This is a genomic window from Castellaniella sp. (assembly GCF_004321985.1).
Lineage (GTDB): Bacteria > Pseudomonadota > Gammaproteobacteria > Burkholderiales > Burkholderiaceae_B > Castellaniella.
The window spans coordinates 214,277-230,041 of record NZ_SCQN01000046.1 but is presented as its reverse complement, the minus strand read 5'-3'; the positions used below and the strand labels follow the sequence as shown (position 1 = coordinate 230,041).

16 protein-coding genes are annotated in these 15,765 nt (G+C 63.9%); 7 read left to right on the top strand and 9 right to left on the bottom strand.

What is annotated here, in order from left to right:
* Positions 1–10 precede the first annotated feature (10 nt).
* Complete coding sequence (gene yjgA, locus EPN31_RS12105; protein ID WP_291773475.1) at positions 11–559, top strand: ribosome biogenesis factor YjgA; 549 nt, start codon at positions 11–13, stop codon at positions 557–559.
* The gene (locus EPN31_RS12100) at positions 556–1,263 is read left to right on the top strand and encodes a dienelactone hydrolase family protein (protein WP_291773473.1); all 708 of its coding nucleotides are present in this window, start codon (positions 556–558) and stop codon (positions 1,261–1,263) included. Before yjgA ends, EPN31_RS12100 begins: the two co-directional genes overlap by 4 nt.
* 21 nt (positions 1,264–1,284) lie before the next feature.
* Here EPN31_RS12100 and EPN31_RS12095 read toward each other — a convergent pair whose 3' ends face one another.
* The gene (locus EPN31_RS12095) at positions 1,285–3,747 is read right to left on the bottom strand and encodes a GNAT family N-acetyltransferase (protein ID WP_291773471.1); all 2,463 of its coding nucleotides are present in this window, start codon (positions 3,745–3,747) and stop codon (positions 1,285–1,287) included.
* A 111-nt stretch (positions 3,748–3,858) separates the two neighbouring features.
* Here EPN31_RS12095 and gltX point away from each other — a divergent pair, with 111 nt between their 5' ends.
* On the top strand, positions 3,859–5,289 hold the full coding sequence (gltX, locus tag EPN31_RS12090; protein ID WP_291773469.1) for a glutamate--tRNA ligase: 1,431 nt from the start codon (positions 3,859–3,861) through the stop codon (positions 5,287–5,289).
* A 1-nt stretch (position 5,290) separates the two neighbouring features.
* Here the strand turns inward: gltX and EPN31_RS12085 are convergent, their stop codons facing one another.
* On the bottom strand, positions 5,291–5,788 hold the full coding sequence (locus tag EPN31_RS12085) for a hypothetical protein (protein ID WP_291773467.1): 498 nt from the start codon (positions 5,786–5,788) through the stop codon (positions 5,291–5,293).
* Between the two features lie 133 nt (positions 5,789–5,921).
* Here EPN31_RS12085 and EPN31_RS12080 point away from each other — a divergent pair, with 133 nt between their 5' ends.
* From EPN31_RS12080 to EPN31_RS12070, 3 genes are all read left to right on the top strand, one after another.
* Positions 5,922–6,362, top strand: a complete 441-nt coding sequence (locus tag EPN31_RS12080; RefSeq protein ID WP_291773465.1) for a hypothetical protein — start codon at positions 5,922–5,924, stop codon at positions 6,360–6,362.
* A 223-nt stretch (positions 6,363–6,585) separates the two neighbouring features.
* Positions 6,586–7,257 (top strand): histone, encoded by a 672-nt coding sequence (locus EPN31_RS12075; RefSeq protein WP_291773463.1) that lies wholly within the window; start codon positions 6,586–6,588, stop codon positions 7,255–7,257.
* Between the two features lie 175 nt (positions 7,258–7,432).
* Complete coding sequence (locus tag EPN31_RS12070) at positions 7,433–7,999, top strand: YggT family protein (RefSeq protein ID WP_291773462.1); 567 nt, start codon at positions 7,433–7,435, stop codon at positions 7,997–7,999.
* A gap of 72 nt (positions 8,000–8,071) precedes the next feature.
* Here the strand turns inward: EPN31_RS12070 and EPN31_RS12065 are convergent, their stop codons facing one another.
* The 7 genes from EPN31_RS12065 to EPN31_RS12035 all read right to left on the bottom strand — a co-directional run bounded on the left by EPN31_RS12065 (position 8,072) and on the right by EPN31_RS12035 (position 14,187).
* Complete coding sequence (locus EPN31_RS12065) at positions 8,072–8,572, bottom strand: glycine zipper 2TM domain-containing protein (protein WP_291773460.1); 501 nt, start codon at positions 8,570–8,572, stop codon at positions 8,072–8,074.
* Positions 8,573–8,603: 31 nt separating this feature from the next.
* Positions 8,604–9,551, bottom strand: a complete 948-nt coding sequence (locus EPN31_RS12060) for a carbohydrate kinase family protein (protein ID WP_291773459.1) — start codon at positions 9,549–9,551, stop codon at positions 8,604–8,606.
* A 7-nt stretch (positions 9,552–9,558) separates the two neighbouring features.
* Positions 9,559–10,677, bottom strand: a complete 1,119-nt coding sequence (locus EPN31_RS12055) for a zinc-ribbon and DUF3426 domain-containing protein (protein WP_291773457.1) — start codon at positions 10,675–10,677, stop codon at positions 9,559–9,561.
* A gap of 8 nt (positions 10,678–10,685) precedes the next feature.
* Complete coding sequence (gene prmA / locus EPN31_RS12050; protein WP_291773455.1) at positions 10,686–11,603, bottom strand: 50S ribosomal protein L11 methyltransferase; 918 nt, start codon at positions 11,601–11,603, stop codon at positions 10,686–10,688.
* Positions 11,604–11,611: 8 nt separating this feature from the next.
* Complete coding sequence (gene accC, locus EPN31_RS12045; RefSeq protein WP_291773453.1) at positions 11,612–12,961, bottom strand: acetyl-CoA carboxylase biotin carboxylase subunit; 1,350 nt, start codon at positions 12,959–12,961, stop codon at positions 11,612–11,614.
* Positions 12,962–12,964: 3 nt separating this feature from the next.
* Positions 12,965–13,405, bottom strand: coding sequence for an acetyl-CoA carboxylase biotin carboxyl carrier protein (accB, locus tag EPN31_RS12040; RefSeq protein ID WP_291773451.1), 441 nt, complete (start codon positions 13,403–13,405; stop codon positions 12,965–12,967).
* Positions 13,406–13,692: 287 nt separating this feature from the next.
* Positions 13,693–14,187, bottom strand: coding sequence for a TlpA disulfide reductase family protein (locus EPN31_RS12035; RefSeq protein ID WP_291773449.1), 495 nt, complete (start codon positions 14,185–14,187; stop codon positions 13,693–13,695).
* A 186-nt stretch (positions 14,188–14,373) separates the two neighbouring features.
* On the opposite strand from EPN31_RS12035, the gene mpl reads away from it, so the two are divergent.
* Positions 14,374–15,765, top strand: a complete 1,392-nt coding sequence (mpl, locus tag EPN31_RS12030) for a UDP-N-acetylmuramate:L-alanyl-gamma-D-glutamyl-meso-diaminopimelate ligase (RefSeq protein ID WP_291773447.1) — start codon at positions 14,374–14,376, stop codon at positions 15,763–15,765.

Sequence of the window (15,765 nt, the reverse complement as noted above, 5' to 3'; positions counted from 1 at the left end):
GCTCTAACCCATGAACGACACGCCGCAGGCCCCCCCAGACCCGAAGTATTCCGGCCCCAGCAAATCCCAAGTGAAACGGGACATGCAGGCCCTGCTCGATCTGGGGCGCGAACTCATCGCGCTGGCGCCCGCCCAATTGGCGCAGTTGCCGCTCGAAGAATCGCTGCGTGATGCCATCGCGCTGGCCCAGCGCATCAACAGCCACGAGGGACGTCGGCGCCAGACCCATTACGTCGGGAAGCTCATGCGCCACGCGGATGCGCAGGCGCTGCGTACACAACTCGACCTTTGGGCCAACGGCTCGCGGGCGCAAGCACGCGCCATGCAGCGCCTGGAGACCCTGCGGGATCGGCTGCTGGCCGACGACGAGACCCTGACGGAGCTTCTGGATACCTTCCCGGGTCTGGACATCCAGGCGCTGCGCGCACAGATCCGCGCCGCCCGCAAAGAGGCGCGGGAAAATGCCGTGCTGCCCGATGGTCGCGAACCCATGCGCAAGCACTATCGCGCTCTGTTTCAGGCCCTGAAGAAGCTGGAATTCAAAGAAGAGGCCCAATGATGGAAGCCAGTCTGGAAACCGTGGAACGCGAAACGGGCGTCAACCCGAAACACAGCATCATCTGGCTGCACGGCCTGGGGGCCGATGGTCATGATTTCGCTCCCATCGTGCCTGAACTGGCTCACGATGACCTCCCGGCCCTGCGCTTCGTCTTCCCGCATGCACCGGTCCGACCGGTCACGCTCAACCAGGGTCTGCCCATACGCGCCTGGTTTGACGCCTACGGCCTGACGCGGGATTCGCGCGAGGACATCGATGGCATCCGCGCGGCGCGCCATGCCGTCACGGCACTCATTCGGCGCGAACTGGAACGGGGCGTATTGCCGGAACACATCGTACTGGCGGGTTTTTCACAAGGCTGCGCCGCCGCGCTGTACACGGGGCTGCGATTCGAGCGCAGGCTGGCCGGCCTGATCGGGATGTCGGGGTACCTGCCGCTGCGCAACACCACGGCAGCAGAACGCCATCCCGCCAATGCGGACACTCCGGTGTTCCTGGCCCACGGATCACAGGATCCGGTCATCCCCATCAGCTTCGCGGAAATCAGCCGGGATGCGCTCACCGCCCTGGGCCAGCCCATCGAATGGCACGTCTATCCCATGCCGCACGCGGTACACCCACAGGAAATCGAAGATATCCAGTCGTTCCTGATCCGAGTGTTCTCCCCCGCCGCACCTGGCAGCCGCGAACCGCTGCCGGTCTGAAGCCGGAGCGGACCTTCAGCTTCAGCCGTCCGACCGAAGGTCCAGCCACAGCCGCCGCATATCGGGATCGAAAGGTTCGGGATCGTTCCTGAAGCCAAGCGACGCCATCAGCCCCAGCATGGGGCGATTCGACGCCAGCACGATGCCTTCGATGTAGGCCAGCTGCTGGCGCCGCACGACCTCGATCAGGCTGCGCATGAGCCGCGCACCCAGGCCACGCCGCTGCCAGTCATCCTCTATCACAAGGGCATACTCGGCGCCGAGGCCATCGGCATTTCGCAGACAGTGGGCAAAGCCAACGATGCGTTCGCGCAAAAGGCCACGATTCTCGGGGTTCGAGACCTGAGCCGTAGCCACCAGCGCCACCTCGCGGTCGTAATCGATGCGCGTGTAGCGCGCCAGCATGCGGGGGGTCAGCTCGCGCAGCATGGACACGAACCGCATGTACCGGGATTCGTCGGACAGACCACGGATGAACTCCTGCAGCAGCGAGGCATCTTCGGGACGAATCGGGCGCAACAGCCATTCCTGCTGGTCGGTCGCCACCATGGGGTGCACCAGCGGTCGCGGGTAGGGGTGGATCGCCATGTGGCGGTAGGCGCGATTCTCGGGCCGCTCGCCGTCGTAATCCGGATCCAGCGTCACCTGCACCTTGGGCGCAAACAGGCTGGTGTCATCGGACCATAGCGGGTCGATGGTGAGCGTGAGCACCCCCGGCAACTCGCTGACGATCTCCGAAATCCGCTCCAGGGTGTCGCGCAGATGCTCGAACACTGCCGGGCTCAGATTGCGTTCCAGCACCCGCGACCAGAATGGGCCACGCTGGATGAGCTGGCGCGCCAGATAGGTGTTCAGCGGCGGCAGTTCGATTTCGCGATTGGCCGTGACGAGCTGCGCGTAGGTGCCCCCCGGACCGAACTGGATGTACGGCCCGAAATGAGGATCCTGACGAACGTGAATCGCCATCGGAATGCCCTGCTTGGCTGAATCGGGCACCGGCGCATCACCCAACACGACGGGAACGTGGAAGCAGTCCAGCAGCCAGCGCGCGTCTGCGCCGCTCAATGCGGGCCGACCCGACATGATCGCGTCGGAAATCAGGGTACGCGCCTCGTCCAGGCGCGGTGCGCGATTGAGCATTTCGGGCGGCAGCGTCTGCTGCGCCAGCGTCTGGTTGTAGTGATACGTCGCCAGGATGCCCAACGCGTGCGTGGCCGATTCCGGCGTGCGGAAGGCGGGCAGTCCCACGGCATCCAGACGATGGCGCAGCGGCCTCATGGCGGCATCACCCAGGAAGCACGATACGATGGGCTTGCCGGCGGACTCGGAAAAACTCGCCAGCACATCGCTTGCCCGCACCATGTCCGTCAACGCATCCGGAGCCAGCAACACCAGCACATCGTCGACATTGGCATCGCCCTCGATGAGGGTCAACGCCTTTTGAAAACGGGCAGGATCCAGGGGCGCATGGCTGACGACGGGATTGCCGGCGCTGGCGCCTGGCTCCAGCAGCACCTCGAGTTCGCGCTGCGTCTGTCCGGTCAGATCCGCCGGCAGCAAGGGGCCATTCTTTCCCATGACATCCAGCGCGAGGTGCGCCGCGCCGTAGCCATTGGAGAAGATCGCCACGCGCCGGCCCCGCTGGCGCTTCGCATGGACCAGCACCTTCAGGGCCGAAAAGAGCTGCACGAAGAACCGGATCCGGACCGCGCCCGTTCGGCGCAGCAGCGCACCGAACACCCCATCGCTGGCCGGGTCCTGGTCCGCCCCCGGCTTGTTGACCTTGAGCACGATCACGGGCTTGACACTGGCGGCCGCCATCAGGGCACTGGTGAAGTGCCGCGAAGAATCGACCTCTTCGAGATACAGGACAATGCTGTCGGTACGCGGATCCATGGAGAGATACTCCAGGATCTCGGCCACCGTGACGCCTTCCGCGTCTCCGGCCGACACCACAGCCGAGAACCCCAACTGAATGTCGCCCGCCCAATCCAGCACGGCGGCGGCGATCATGCGCGACTGCGCGACCAGCGCGACACGCCCGACGGGCGCCGCACGCGTGTCCAGCCCCAGGTTCAAGCCCAGGTGTGGCCGCTGGATTCCCAGCGCGCCAGGTCCCAGGACCAGGCAATCATTGGCTCGCCCCCAGGCCCGACAGGCCGCGCGTGTGGCTTGCGGATCGGCCGCCGCCACGGCGTGGGGCAACAGCACCAGCGCGCGGGGACGGTGCACACGCAACGCGGCCAGCACGGCAGGCAACTGCGCGGGATCCACGCTGAGCAGCGCCATGTCCAGCTGCTGGTCGTCCTGCAGGAACGCCAGGCGCTCGGCGGGCAGCACCCAATGGCCATCTGCGGAAACACGGAAGTCGGCGATGCGCCCCAGCAACTGCTCCGGCGGCATCCGGACCACGGGCAGTTCACGGGAACTCAGGATAAGCAGTGAGCGCGGCTCGAACAAGGCCGCCAGACGGTGACGCAACATGAAGTGAAGTCCCGGGGGCCCCGATCGGGGGCAGTCCCTTAAAATAGCAGATTGTCTTTCGATTCTACAGGGACGAGCGTCGGGCTGCGGCCCGGCCATATGACCACCAACATGACTGCGACCTCTTCTGCGATCTCTTCGCGCCCCGTGCGCACGCGCTTTGCACCTTCTCCAACCGGTTATCTGCACCTCGGGGGCGCCCGCACCGCCCTGTTTTCCTGGGCATTCGCCCGCCACTTCGGGGGCACCTTCGTGCTGCGCATCGAGGACACCGATCTGGAACGCTCGACACCGCAGGCGGTACAGGCCATTCTGGACGGCATGCGGTGGCTGGAACTGCAGCCCGACGAAGGCCCGTTCTACCAGATGCAGCGCATGGACCGGTACCGCGAGGTCATCGCAGACATGCTCGCAAAAGGCACTGCCTACCACTGCTACTGCACACCGGCAGAAGTCGAGGCGATGCGCGAGCGCGCCCGCGCCATCGGTGCCAAACCGCGCTATGACGGCACCTGGCGCCCCGAGCCCGGCAAGACGCTGCCGCCGATACCGGACGGGATCCGCCCAGTGGTGCGCTTTCGCAACCCGCAAGACGGCGCCACGATCTGGAACGATCTGGTCAAAGGCCCGATCAGCATCGACAACGCGGAACTCGACGATCTCATCATCGCCCGGCCCGATGGCACACCGACCTACAACTTCTGCGTCGTGGTGGACGACTGGGACATGGGCATCACGCACGTCATCCGGGGCGACGATCACGTCAACAACACCCCACGGCAGATCAATATCCTGCGCGCGCTGGGTGCGGAACTACCCCTGTACGGCCACGTTCCGATGATCCTGGGGCCCGACGGCGAGAAACTTTCCAAACGGCACGGCGCCGTGAGCGTGATGGAATACGACCGTCTGGGATATCTCCCACAAGCCATGCTGAACTATCTGGCGCGCCTGGGCTGGAGCCACGGCAACGACGAGATCTTTTCGCGTGAGCAACTCATCGAATGGTTCGATCCCGCGCACCTCAGCCGATCAGCGGCACAATGGGATCCCAAGAAACTGAACTGGGTCAACGCGCACTGGCTGCGTGAACTGCCGCTGGACGATCTCGCCAGTCGTGTCGCACCGCGCATCCGCGCGCGCGGCGGCAACCCGGAGGCCGCCGATTTGCCCGCCGTGCTCACGCTGCTACGCGACCGCAGCGAAACGCTGGAAGACCTGGCCGAAGGCGCGATGCTGTTCTGTGGTCCTTACACGCCAGCCGATGCGACACTGCGGGCCGAGACGCTGGACGACGCCGCACTGGAACGGCTGCGAGAATTCCACCGAAGGGCAGGTGTGCTGGCGGACTGGAACGAAGCCAGCCTGGACGAACTCATCAAGACCATGCTGAAGGAGCACGGCGTGAAGATGCCCAAGCTGGCCATCCCGCTGCGGGTGGCCGTGACCGGGCACAAGCACACACCATCGATCAGCGCGGTGCTGGCTCTGCTCGGCCGGGCGACCGTGATCAGCCGCCTGGGCACCACGCTGGCCGGCTGAATCAGAACGGCAGCCGATACCCGGGCGACATGCGCCGCGCGCGCACGGCGCCGTCCGGCCCCGACATCCGCAGTTCATGGGCCGTCACCCCCTGGACCCGGTAGCGATTGGTGTAGATCGGATCGCGCAGATTCACCGGCACGCCGTTGGACTGCAGCGTGCGCAGGACCAGCGTCTGGCCCTCGCGCGACCAGCATCCGGTCTCGTAGAGGCCCTGGGACGGTGTGCGTGGCCGCTTGATCTGCTCCACATAATTCATGGTGCCGTCGGGCTTCAGTGTGTAGAGCGTGCGCAACGCACCGGCCACTCCTTTTTCTGACGAGACGGACAGCCAGTTCCCCGTCAGCAAATCTCCAGACGCCGCGGCAACGCACGACGGTGGCTGCGCTGCAACCGGCACGCTGGGCGGCGGTGTGGTGGGCGCGCAGGCAGCAAGCGCGGCCAGAATCGCCAGACCCGCACCTGCGCGCAGTCGGCGCAGTGCACGAATAGTTTGCATGGTTTGGTCCTCATTCATGACATAAGTCATCCAATCACATCAGCATACTGGCAGGCCCGCACCGGCGCATACCGCACGAAGCCTACAATTTTCGGATGCTGGCAGCCGGCCAGCCGGCAACCATTCTACTGACATGAGCCACTCCTTACTGCAGACCCTGCACCTGTATGCCGCGATTTTCTTCGTCGGCACGGTGTTCTTCGAAGTGATGATACTGGAAGGCATCCGCGAGCCGCTGGGCCGCGAAACCATGCGCAACGTGGAACTCGCAATCGGGCGCCGTGCGCGGCGCATCATGCCGTTCGTGATTCTGGTGCTGTTCGGCGCAGGCCTTGGAATGGCCTGGCAGTTCCGGGCGGAACTGGCGCATCCGCTGGCGAGCAGCTTCGCTACGCTGCTGTGGATCAAGATCATCCTGGCGTTCAGCGTGCTGGCGCATTTCATCACGGCCATGGCGCTGAGCGGCACTGGCCGCCTGAAATCTCGTCACTTCAAGATCATTCACCTGAGCGTGTTCACGCATGTGATCCTCATCGTGTTCCTCGCGAAGGCAATGTTCTTCCTTCACTGGTAATTCAAAAAAGCGTCATTTTTGAGACACGCGCAGCAGAATATCAAAGCATAGGGACCCTAGGCCCGGAATAATGCTTGGTATGAGCAAAGCCTTAAGATAGACTGGACGGCATGCAGTATCTTCGTGATATCGCATGCCTGCGCCATTTGAAATGGGCCGCACCCCGCGGTGGGGGTCATGTCAAATGGGTGGACGTTTTCTTCCGACTTCCAGGAGCATGAAAATGGCAACCCGCAAAACGGCCGGTCCCGCGGCCACAGGCACGGCCAAAAAGACCGCTGCCAAAAAACCAGCAGCAAAGCCCGTCAAATCCAACGCTGCGAAACCCGCAGCAACCGCCAAAAAAGCGACGGCCAAGGCCGTAGCATCCAAGGCTCCGGCCAAGGCCAAAGCCAGCGTCAAGGCGACGGCCAAGAAACCGGCGGCAAAGCCAGCCACCAAGGCCGCGGCTGCGAAGACCGCTGCCGCAAAGTCGTCTGCAGCCAAAGCCAAAAAGGCTCCGGCCAAGAAGGCGGCCGCAAAGCCTGCAGCCAAGGCAGCTGCGAAGAAAACAGCCGCCAAGAAACCGGCTGCCAAATCCGCCGTTGCATCAAAGGCCACCAAGGCAAAGTCTGCAGCAAAGCCCAAGGCCACCAAGGCTGCCGCAAAGCCCGCTGCCAAAAAAGCAGCAGCCAAACCCGCTGCCAAGGCAACCGCAAAAGCTGCGGCCAAACCGGCTGCGAAATCCGCTGCTGCCAAAAAGCCTGCTGCGAAAAAGCCTGCTGCAAAGCCGGCTGCCAAGAAACCCGCTGCCCCCAAGAAAGCGGCCGTGAAACCTGCAACCCCGGCTCCCGAAGCCCGCACGGACATCAATCCGGCTGGCTCGTGGCCATTCCCGGTCAGCAAGCGGCCCTGATTCCAGGCTGACTGCTTGACCGCACGGCCCGGTAGCTTGCCGGGCCGTTTTGCTGAATGCGACAATAGGCGCACATTCCGGCCAAATCCCGTCGGCGCCGTGAAAGTCCACGACACCGCCGGATCACACACCCGCCTTGGGCGGGCGCCGGCCCATTCAGTGGCGTGAGCACCGCATGGTACAGAACATCCTTCTCTTCCTGATCGACATCATCTTCCAGCTCTTCGGGATCGCGCTGATTCTGCGGGCCTGGATCTATGCCATCCGGCTGCACCCATTCAACCCCTACTCGCAAGCCATCCTGCGGGTGACGGACTGGCTGGTGCAGCCCATCCGACACGTAGTGCCCGCCAGCGGACGCTTCGACTGGCCCAGCATTCTGGCCTGTTGGATCTCGGCCATCATCTATCTGCTGCTGACCTGGCTGCTGGCCATGGGAGGCCTGCTGCCCTCGACGTCCACGATCGTTCCGCTGCTTCTCACCGGCTTGCTGATCAGCCTGAAGTGGCTGTTCAACGTCATCGTCTGGATCACGCTGATCCAGGCCATCCTGTCATGGGTCAATCCGCTCTCGCCCATCATGCCGGTGCTCTACACGCTGACGGCACCGCTGCTGGACCCCATCCGCCGGGCCATGCCGCGAACAGGCGGACTGGATTTTTCTCCGCTGATCCTGCTGGTCATCGCACAGGTGCTGATGATGATCCTGAATCACCTGGCGTTCTCGACCTTCGGGGTCTGACGGGTCAGCCTCGCGACCTCAAGAAGAACCCGGCACGAAGGCCGGGTTCTGTGGCGATGCGCGAGACCTGCATCACATTGGCACGACGCGCGTAGGACCACCACCGCTGATGACCTGGACACGCTGCCCGGCGCTGAGCTGAATGTCGCTCGCCTGCGCAATCACGCGCGTCTCGCCGTTATCCAGACGCACGGTGACTTCCAGGCCCTGGGTCTTGTTGGCCTGATTCTCGACGGCATTACCCGCCAGACCACCCAGCAGGGCACCCCCGATGGTCGTCAGGATCTGGCCGCGACCACCGCCAATCGCGCTGCCGGCCACACCGCCCAGTGCCGCGCCACCCACTGCGCCCACACCCGAACTCTGGCTGGACTGGATGACGACTGGACGCACTGACACCACAGTGCCATACCGCACGATCTGTTCCTGTTGGGCCTGCCCGTAGTTATAAACGGAACCCGATGCGGATTGATTGGCACAGCCCGCCAGCGCCAACATGGATGCCGACAGACCGGCGACCACGAACAAGCGCAACGTACGTGATGCAGGGTAGGAAAAGGTGGGGATCGCCATGAGCGCACTCCTGTAAAACAAAACGGAAAGGTCAGACCGGGAATTGAGCGCTGACACCATAATGAGCCTGCAACGCATGGGCCACATCGACGCGCGACGGCTGGTGGTTTTGCGGACCCTGGCTGCCAATTTTAAAGCCACCCATGACGTTCGCCAAACAGCAGGCATCGCGCAGCGACCAGTCATTGACCAGCCCGTAGAGCAGCCCAGCGCGGTGTGCATCACCACACCCAGTAGGGTCGACCACCTTGGTGACCGGCATGGCGGCAATGTCGGTGCGACCTGTGGAAGTGTACAGGCTCGCGCCCTCGCCACCCCGCGTCACCACCACAGCCTGCAACCCGGCGGCAATGGATTCAATGGGTTCACCCAGCCGGTCCACGATCACGCTGGCCTCGTAATCATTGGCCGTCAGGATGGATGCCATGCCCAGCATACGGCGCAGGTCATCGCCATCGAACAGCGGCATGGCCTGACCCAGGTCGAACACGAACGGAATGGCGCTGGCGTGCAGGCGCTGTGCATGCGCAAACATCCCGTCCTTGGCATCCGGCGACACGATCGCCCAGGCTGCCGTCTGCCCGCTGATGTCGTTTTCAGCCGAACGCAGCATGGCGCCAGGGTGGAATGAGGCGATCTGATTGCCGTCCTGGTCCGTGGTGATGTAGCACTGCGGCGTATACGCGTCGGCCAGCACCCGGACCATGCGGGTATCGATGCCCATGGCCCGCATGCGCTGCAGGTAGTCATCCGCGTCCTGTCCCACCGTCCCGACCGGAACCGGGTGCCCGCCCAGCAACTTCAGGTTGTAGGCGATATTGCCGGCGCACCCGCCGTATTCCTTGCGCAGCGACGGTACGAAGAACGAGACGCTCAGGGACTTCAGATTGCCGGCCAGGATATGGTCCCGGAACCGGCCCTCGAACACTGCGATGGAATCAAAGGCAATCGAGCCACAGACAAGCACTTCCTTGGACATGCACACCTCAGGGAAAGAAAAGATCCAGTTGATAGCCGTTGATCCGGACGCCATCCAGGGTCAATGGGACGCGCAGCAAGGCCTCGCTATCCGCGGCAAACGGCCGGCCCGCCATGTCCGCCCCCAGATACTCGGCAGGACTCAGATTGCGCCGCACCAGCAGCGTGCCCGAGCCATCCTTCAAGTCGAGCACCACGGTTGGCCACTCTTGCGGCTGATCCAGTTGATTGCGCAGCGTGAACTGCAGCACGAAGTGCTGGGTCTGCTGCTGTGTTCCGGTACCCGCGCCACCCGCCACCAGCGCAGAACCGGACGGCGTGTCCGCGACCTTCAGGGCAGACCCCGTCACAGACATCTGGCCGATATTGCGTGCATAAGGCACACGGCAGCGCAAAGGCACACACGCCTGCTCCAACCAGGGCCGGACCCGGGGCGCGAACTGCGCAATCTGGCCACGATAGACGTAGAAGAGCTGCGCCACGAATGCGATGACCAGCAGCGCCATCAGCAGCCAGGCAAAGAAACGCACCACGCCGTCCCAAAACCCCGGCGATTCACGGCTATCGTCGAGCAGCGCGGCCGCAGACCCGCCCGAACCGCGAAAGTTCGGGTGCGCATCGACGACGATCGCGCCAGACGACAGGGAAGCCTCGGACGCCTCCGGCCAGTCCATGGGGTCGGCCCCCGCCTTGGCGCCGGTTCCGCCAAAGCTCACATGGGGCTCATCCGGAGCAGCATCTCTTCCGCGCCCATCGTCCGGCCACGGGTCCACGCCCACGGTGAACTCGGGCCTGCGCGACTGGAGAGTCTCGTGAGGCGCCACGCGCCGAGCGCGAATGACGTGAGGCGGCGACTCGCTTCCGACGGGGTCGGTAGTGAGCGGCTCGAACACCGGCCCGTGATCAGGTGCCGAAGAGGTGCCAGACCCCATGTAGTCCTCAGGGTCGGCGACGGCGGAAGAAGGCTGCACCGTTCCGCCCCGGGTCGGGTCTTGCACGACTTCGGCGTATCCGTCGAAAATATGCGCACACTGCACACACCGAATGTAGCCCTTGCGAAGCTGCAAATCCGACAGGCTGGCCTGAAAGACCGTGCCGCATTTCGGACAGCGTGTGGTCAGATCCATGTGCCCCCTCAAACCGGCTTGCACCCCGCCAGGCAGACCCAGCCATCGCGGGCCGCCCAAACCTGTAGTGGCAGCCACGGTGCATAGGCCAGAGCGACTTCATCCGCCTGGCGCTCCAGTACCCCCGAGAGTACCAGACTACCCCCGGGTCTCACCCGCGATGACAGCATCGGGGCCAATATCTTCAGGGGATTGGAAAGGATATTGGCGACGACCAGATCGCTGGTCCCCGCCGGCAACGCATCCGGCAGGCAGGCGAGCACCGCCACCCGGTTGACCGCCGCGTTCTGGCGCGTGGCCGTCACCGCTTGTTCGTCAATGTCCACTGCACGGGTGGCGCCCGCGCCAAGCAAACGGGCCGCGATGGACAGGATGCCGGACCCACAGCCGTAATCCAGGACCGTCTCGCCGCCACGAAGGTGCTCGGACAGCCATTCCAGGCAAAGATGCGTCGTGGGGTGACTGCCGGTGCCGAAAGCCAGACCGGGGTCCAGTTCGATGCGCACGATATCTGGATGATCGGCCGCGGCCGGTACGCTGGCGTCATCCCGATGCCAGCTCGGCACGATCCAGATCCGGTTGCCCACAGCAATGGGGCCAAACTGCGCCTGCGTCAGGCGCACCCAGTCGGCATCAGGGACTTCGCGCACCGACCATGCAATCGTGTCCACCGCCACCGAAACGGACTGAGCCAGCGCCGCCAGAAGATGGGCGGGGTCCTCTCCGTCGGCCAGCAATGCCGCCAGGCGGTTGCGCCGCCACGCCAGCACGTCCGGCTCGGACCCGGGCTCGCCAAACAAGGGCTGCTCCTGCGTAGTGTTGCTGTCCGCGTCCTCGACCGACACAGACAGCGCACCCGCTTCAAGCAGCGCATCCGACCAGGCCTCGGCCTGACTTTCCATGCAGTTCAGTACCAGCTCGCGCATGATCGACCTCAAGCGTTCTGCTGGGCCAGCTTGTGCTCCAGATAATGGATGCTGGTACCCCCGACGATGTAGTTCTCATCCTGAAGCAGCTCGCGGTGCAACTGGATATTGGTCTTCACGCCCTCGACGATCATTTCCGACAGGGCGATGTCCATGCGTATTCTCGCGTGATCGCGGTCGTCGCCAAACGCGACCAGCTTGGCAATCAACGAATCATAGTATGGCGGCACGGTGTAGCCCGAGAACACATGCGAATCAATGCGGATGCCGGGGCCGCCCGGAACGTGCCAGTTGGTGACCTTGCCCGGGCTGGGTGTGAATTTGTGCGGGTCCTCGGCATTGATCCGGCACTCGATCGCATGTCCATGCAGACGAATGTCGCGCTGGCGCAGCGTGAACTTCTCGCCAGCAGCGACCTTGATCTGCCACTGCACCAGGTCCAGTCCGGTGATCATTTCGGTAACAGTGTGCTCGACCTGGATACGGGTATTCATCTCGATGAAGAAAAATTCTCCGTTCTCGTACAGAAACTCGAACGTGCCCGCACCGCGGTATCGCATCTGGCGGCAGGCCTCTGCGCAACGCTCTCCGATGCGCTCGATCAGCGAACGATCGATGCCCGGTGCCGGCGCTTCTTCGATGATTTTCTGGTGACGGCGCTGCATGGAGCAGTCGCGTTCGCCCAGCCAGACGGCCTTGCCTTCACCGTCCGCCATGACCTGAATCTCGATGTGGCGCGGGTTCTCGAGGAACTTTTCCAGATAGACCTCGGAATTGTTGAAGGCAGCTCCGGCTTCGGTCCTGGTCATGGCGACCGATGTCAGCAGCGCCGCCTCGGTATGGACCACCCGCATCCCCCGGCCGCCGCCACCGCCCGCCGCCTTGATCATGACGGGGTAACCGACCTCTCGGGCGACGCGCAGGATTTCCTTGGAGTCGTCAGGCAACGCCCCCTCAGAACCCGGCACCACCGGTACGCCCGCCGCAATCATCGCCCGTTTGGCATGGACCTTGTCGCCCATGGTGCGGATGCTGTCAGGACGCGGGCCAATGAAGACGAAACCGCTTTTCTCGACGCGTTCGGCGAAGTCGGCGCTCTCCGACAGAAACCCGTAGCCGGGGTGGATGGCTTCCGCGTCTGTGACCTCCGCCGCCGAAATCAGCGACGGCATGTTCAGGTAGCTGTCGCGCGGCGAAGCCGGCCCGATGCAGACCGCCTCGTCGGCCAACCGCACGTACTTGGCTTCGCGGTCGGCTTCGGAATACACCATCACCGTCTTGATACCCATTTCCCGGCAGGCACGCAGCACCCGCAGCGCGATTTCCCCACGGTTGGCAATCAGAATCTTCTTGAACATGGCTCAGGCGATGATGAACAGGGGTTGGCCGTATTCCACGGGCTCACCGTTTTCAACGAGGATTTCCTTGATCACACCAGATTTGTCGGCCTCGATCTCGTTGAGCAGCTTCATGGCCTCGATGATGCATACCGGGTCGCCTTCCTTGACCGCCTGGCCGACTTCCACGAACGCCGGAGAGCTCGGGTTGGGAGAGCGGTAGAACGTGCCCACCATGGGCGCCTTGACCTGATGACCTTGCACGACGGGCGCGACAGGCGCCTCGGCGGCAGGCGCGGCAGCCGCAGCCGGAACGGGGGCGGCTGCAACCGGCGCAACAGCCATGACGGGGGCCTGAGAAAATTTCACGATCCGGACCTTGCCCTCGCCCTCGGTGATTTCCAGTTCGGCGATACCCGAATCGGCCACCAGGTCGATCAGCGTTTTCAGTTTTCTGAGATCCATTTTGAATTGAGTCCTGTGAGCTGGCCGACCAAATCGTCGGGCCATTGAATCGTTGAGTCGGGATCGCGCGGCGCCCATCTAAATGAATACGCCGTCGGTATGCTCCCAGCACCCTGGATACAATCCACGATGCCGGCTTTCGGGGAGCATCCGCGACGGCCGCATGGGGTTTCGGACCCGTGCATCAGGCACGGCGCAAAACCCATTAAAGCGCCTTTTTACGCTAAAGGTGGCGATTTGTCCACTAAAACCCCCCCCTCAGCACCCTACGCGCACGCCATTGAAACCTAAAGTATCTGCTCCAGACGCGTGGCAAGCACCTCGCCGGTGAGCTCACCGAGAACCACGCCCTTTGGGTGCCCGTGCGAGTCGAAGAATGCCGTGAACGGCAAACCGCCGCCCTTGTTGCCCAGCCCGTGCATGACGGAAATGCCGTCGGGGCCACCCAGCAACAACTCATAGGAAACCGGCACCTTCTGGAGAAAACGCTGCACGTTGGCGCCGGTATCGATGGCCAGGCCGAGCACGACAAGTCCAGGATGGGTATGGTGCAGGGACTCCAGCATGGGCATTTCCCTGACGCAGGGCGCACACCAACTCGCCCAGAAATTCATCAGCACCGGCCGGCCGAGATAGCGCGACAGGCTGACCGGCGCGCCTTGCAGATCCTGGAACGACCGCCCAAACACGGGGCTGGCCGGCAGCGAAAACGCCTGTGCCCCGGCTCCGCTCAAGGCGAACGCCGCAAGCCCTACCCCACCCAAAAACTGTCGCCTGTCCATCCTGTCACCTTCGAGGTCGTTCCAGCGGCACCTCCGCTGCTAGCACCCCATCGGGCAGACTACCTGCTGAGAGGGGCCCGCGTCAAACCGCGAACGAGCACCCTACGAACGGTCGATGCTATCGGCCGAGGCTGCGAATCCGCGTCGGCAAACCCGTGGGCCCTACAATACGCACCGGAGGTTGCGATGCACATACACATACTGGGAATCTGCGGCACGTTCATGGGCGGCCTGGCCCTGATCGCGCGCTCGGCGGGCCACACCGTCACCGGATGCGATGCGGGGGTCTACCCGCCCATGAGCACACAACTGCGGGAGCAGGGGATCGCGCTCGTCGAAGGCTTCGACGCCGACCAGATCGGGCTGAAGGCAGACCTGTACGTCGTGGGCAATGTGGTCAGCCGGGGCAACCCGCTGATGGAGGCCATCCTGGATCGTGGTCTGCCGTACACCTCGGGGCCACAGTGGCTGGCCGACCATGTGCTGCAGGGCCAGCATGTGCTCGCGGTAGCCGGCACCCACGGCAAGACGACCACCAGTTCCATGCTGGCCTGGATCTTCGAGCATGCAGGTCAGCCCGCAAACTTCCTGATTGGCGGTGTGGCGCCCGACCTGCAGGTCTCGGCCCGGTTCGACGCTACCCGCCGGACCTTCGTCATCGAGGCTGACGAATACGACACCGCCTTCTTCGACAAACGCTCGAAGTTCATACACTACCGCCCACGCACAGCCATATTGAACAATCTGGAGTTCGACCACGCCGACATCTTTCCGGATCTGGCCGCCATCGAAACGCAGTTCCATCATCTGGTGCGGACCATCCCCCAGACCGGCTGCATCATCCGCCCGGCCGCGAGCGACGCGCTGGACCGGGTGCTTTCGCGAGGCTGCTGGAGCCACGTCCAGACCTTCGGCGCGAGCGGCCAATGGCGGGCCGAGCCGGAAACCGACAACGGTCAGCGCTGCCGGATCCTCCAAGAGGACCGGCTCCAGGGCACACTGGACTGGTCCCTGTCGGGCGCTCACAACCAGATGAATGCGCTTGCCGCGCTCGCCGCCGCACAAGATGCCGGCATCGCACCCACAGAGGGGATCCGTGCGCTGAACGCTTTTCAAGGCGTCCGCCGCCGGCTGGAGCTGCGCGGAGAAGTCGACCACATCGCCGTTTACGACGACTTCGCCCACCACCCCACCGCCATTGCCACCACGCTGGACGGCTTGCGCCACCGGGTAGGCCACGAGGCCCGTATCCTTGCCGTGATCGAACCTCGATCCAACACCATGAAACTGGGGACCATGGCGGCGCTGCTGCCCGCGTCACTGGCGGGTGCCGACCGAGTATTCTGTTATGGCACCACCGAGGGCAAGCAAGCGCTTGGCTGGGACCCCCGGCAAGTCCTGGCGCCGCTGGGCGACCGCCTGTGGGCGGGGTCGGATCTGCAAGCGCTGGTTCGCGCCGTCTGTGCGGCCGCGCGACCCGGTGACCACATTCTAGTCATGAGCAACGGCAGCTTCGGCGGCATCCACCAGAAACTGCTCGACGGCCTGGCGCATCGCACGCTTCAGGACCCTCACTGA

Bases quoted from the DNA above. Each gene is read 5' to 3' on its own strand.
- yjgA (WP_291773475.1), top strand. From the start codon at position 11: ATGAACGACACGCCGCAGGCCCCCCCAGACCCGAAGTATTCCGGCCCC.
- EPN31_RS12100 (WP_291773473.1), top strand. From the start codon at position 556: ATGATGGAAGCCAGTCTGGAAACCGTGGAACGCGAAACGGGCGTCAAC.
- EPN31_RS12095 (WP_291773471.1), bottom strand. From the start codon at position 3,747: ATGTTGCGTCACCGTCTGGCGGCCTTGTTCGAGCCGCGCTCACTGCTT.
- gltX (WP_291773469.1), top strand. From the start codon at position 3,859: ATGACTGCGACCTCTTCTGCGATCTCTTCGCGCCCCGTGCGCACGCGC.
- EPN31_RS12085 (WP_291773467.1), bottom strand. From the start codon at position 5,788: ATGCAAACTATTCGTGCACTGCGCCGACTGCGCGCAGGTGCGGGTCTG.
- EPN31_RS12080 (WP_291773465.1), top strand. From the start codon at position 5,922: ATGAGCCACTCCTTACTGCAGACCCTGCACCTGTATGCCGCGATTTTC.
- EPN31_RS12075 (WP_291773463.1), top strand. From the start codon at position 6,586: ATGGCAACCCGCAAAACGGCCGGTCCCGCGGCCACAGGCACGGCCAAA.
- EPN31_RS12070 (WP_291773462.1), top strand. From the start codon at position 7,433: ATGGTACAGAACATCCTTCTCTTCCTGATCGACATCATCTTCCAGCTC.
- EPN31_RS12065 (WP_291773460.1), bottom strand. From the start codon at position 8,572: ATGGCGATCCCCACCTTTTCCTACCCTGCATCACGTACGTTGCGCTTG.
- EPN31_RS12060 (WP_291773459.1), bottom strand. From the start codon at position 9,551: ATGTCCAAGGAAGTGCTTGTCTGTGGCTCGATTGCCTTTGATTCCATC.
- EPN31_RS12055 (WP_291773457.1), bottom strand. From the start codon at position 10,677: ATGGATCTGACCACACGCTGTCCGAAATGCGGCACGGTCTTTCAGGCC.
- prmA (WP_291773455.1), bottom strand. From the start codon at position 11,603: ATGCGCGAGCTGGTACTGAACTGCATGGAAAGTCAGGCCGAGGCCTGG.
- accC (WP_291773453.1), bottom strand. From the start codon at position 12,961: ATGTTCAAGAAGATTCTGATTGCCAACCGTGGGGAAATCGCGCTGCGG.
- accB (WP_291773451.1), bottom strand. From the start codon at position 13,405: ATGGATCTCAGAAAACTGAAAACGCTGATCGACCTGGTGGCCGATTCG.
- EPN31_RS12035 (WP_291773449.1), bottom strand. From the start codon at position 14,187: ATGGACAGGCGACAGTTTTTGGGTGGGGTAGGGCTTGCGGCGTTCGCC.
- mpl (WP_291773447.1), top strand. From the start codon at position 14,374: ATGCACATACACATACTGGGAATCTGCGGCACGTTCATGGGCGGCCTG.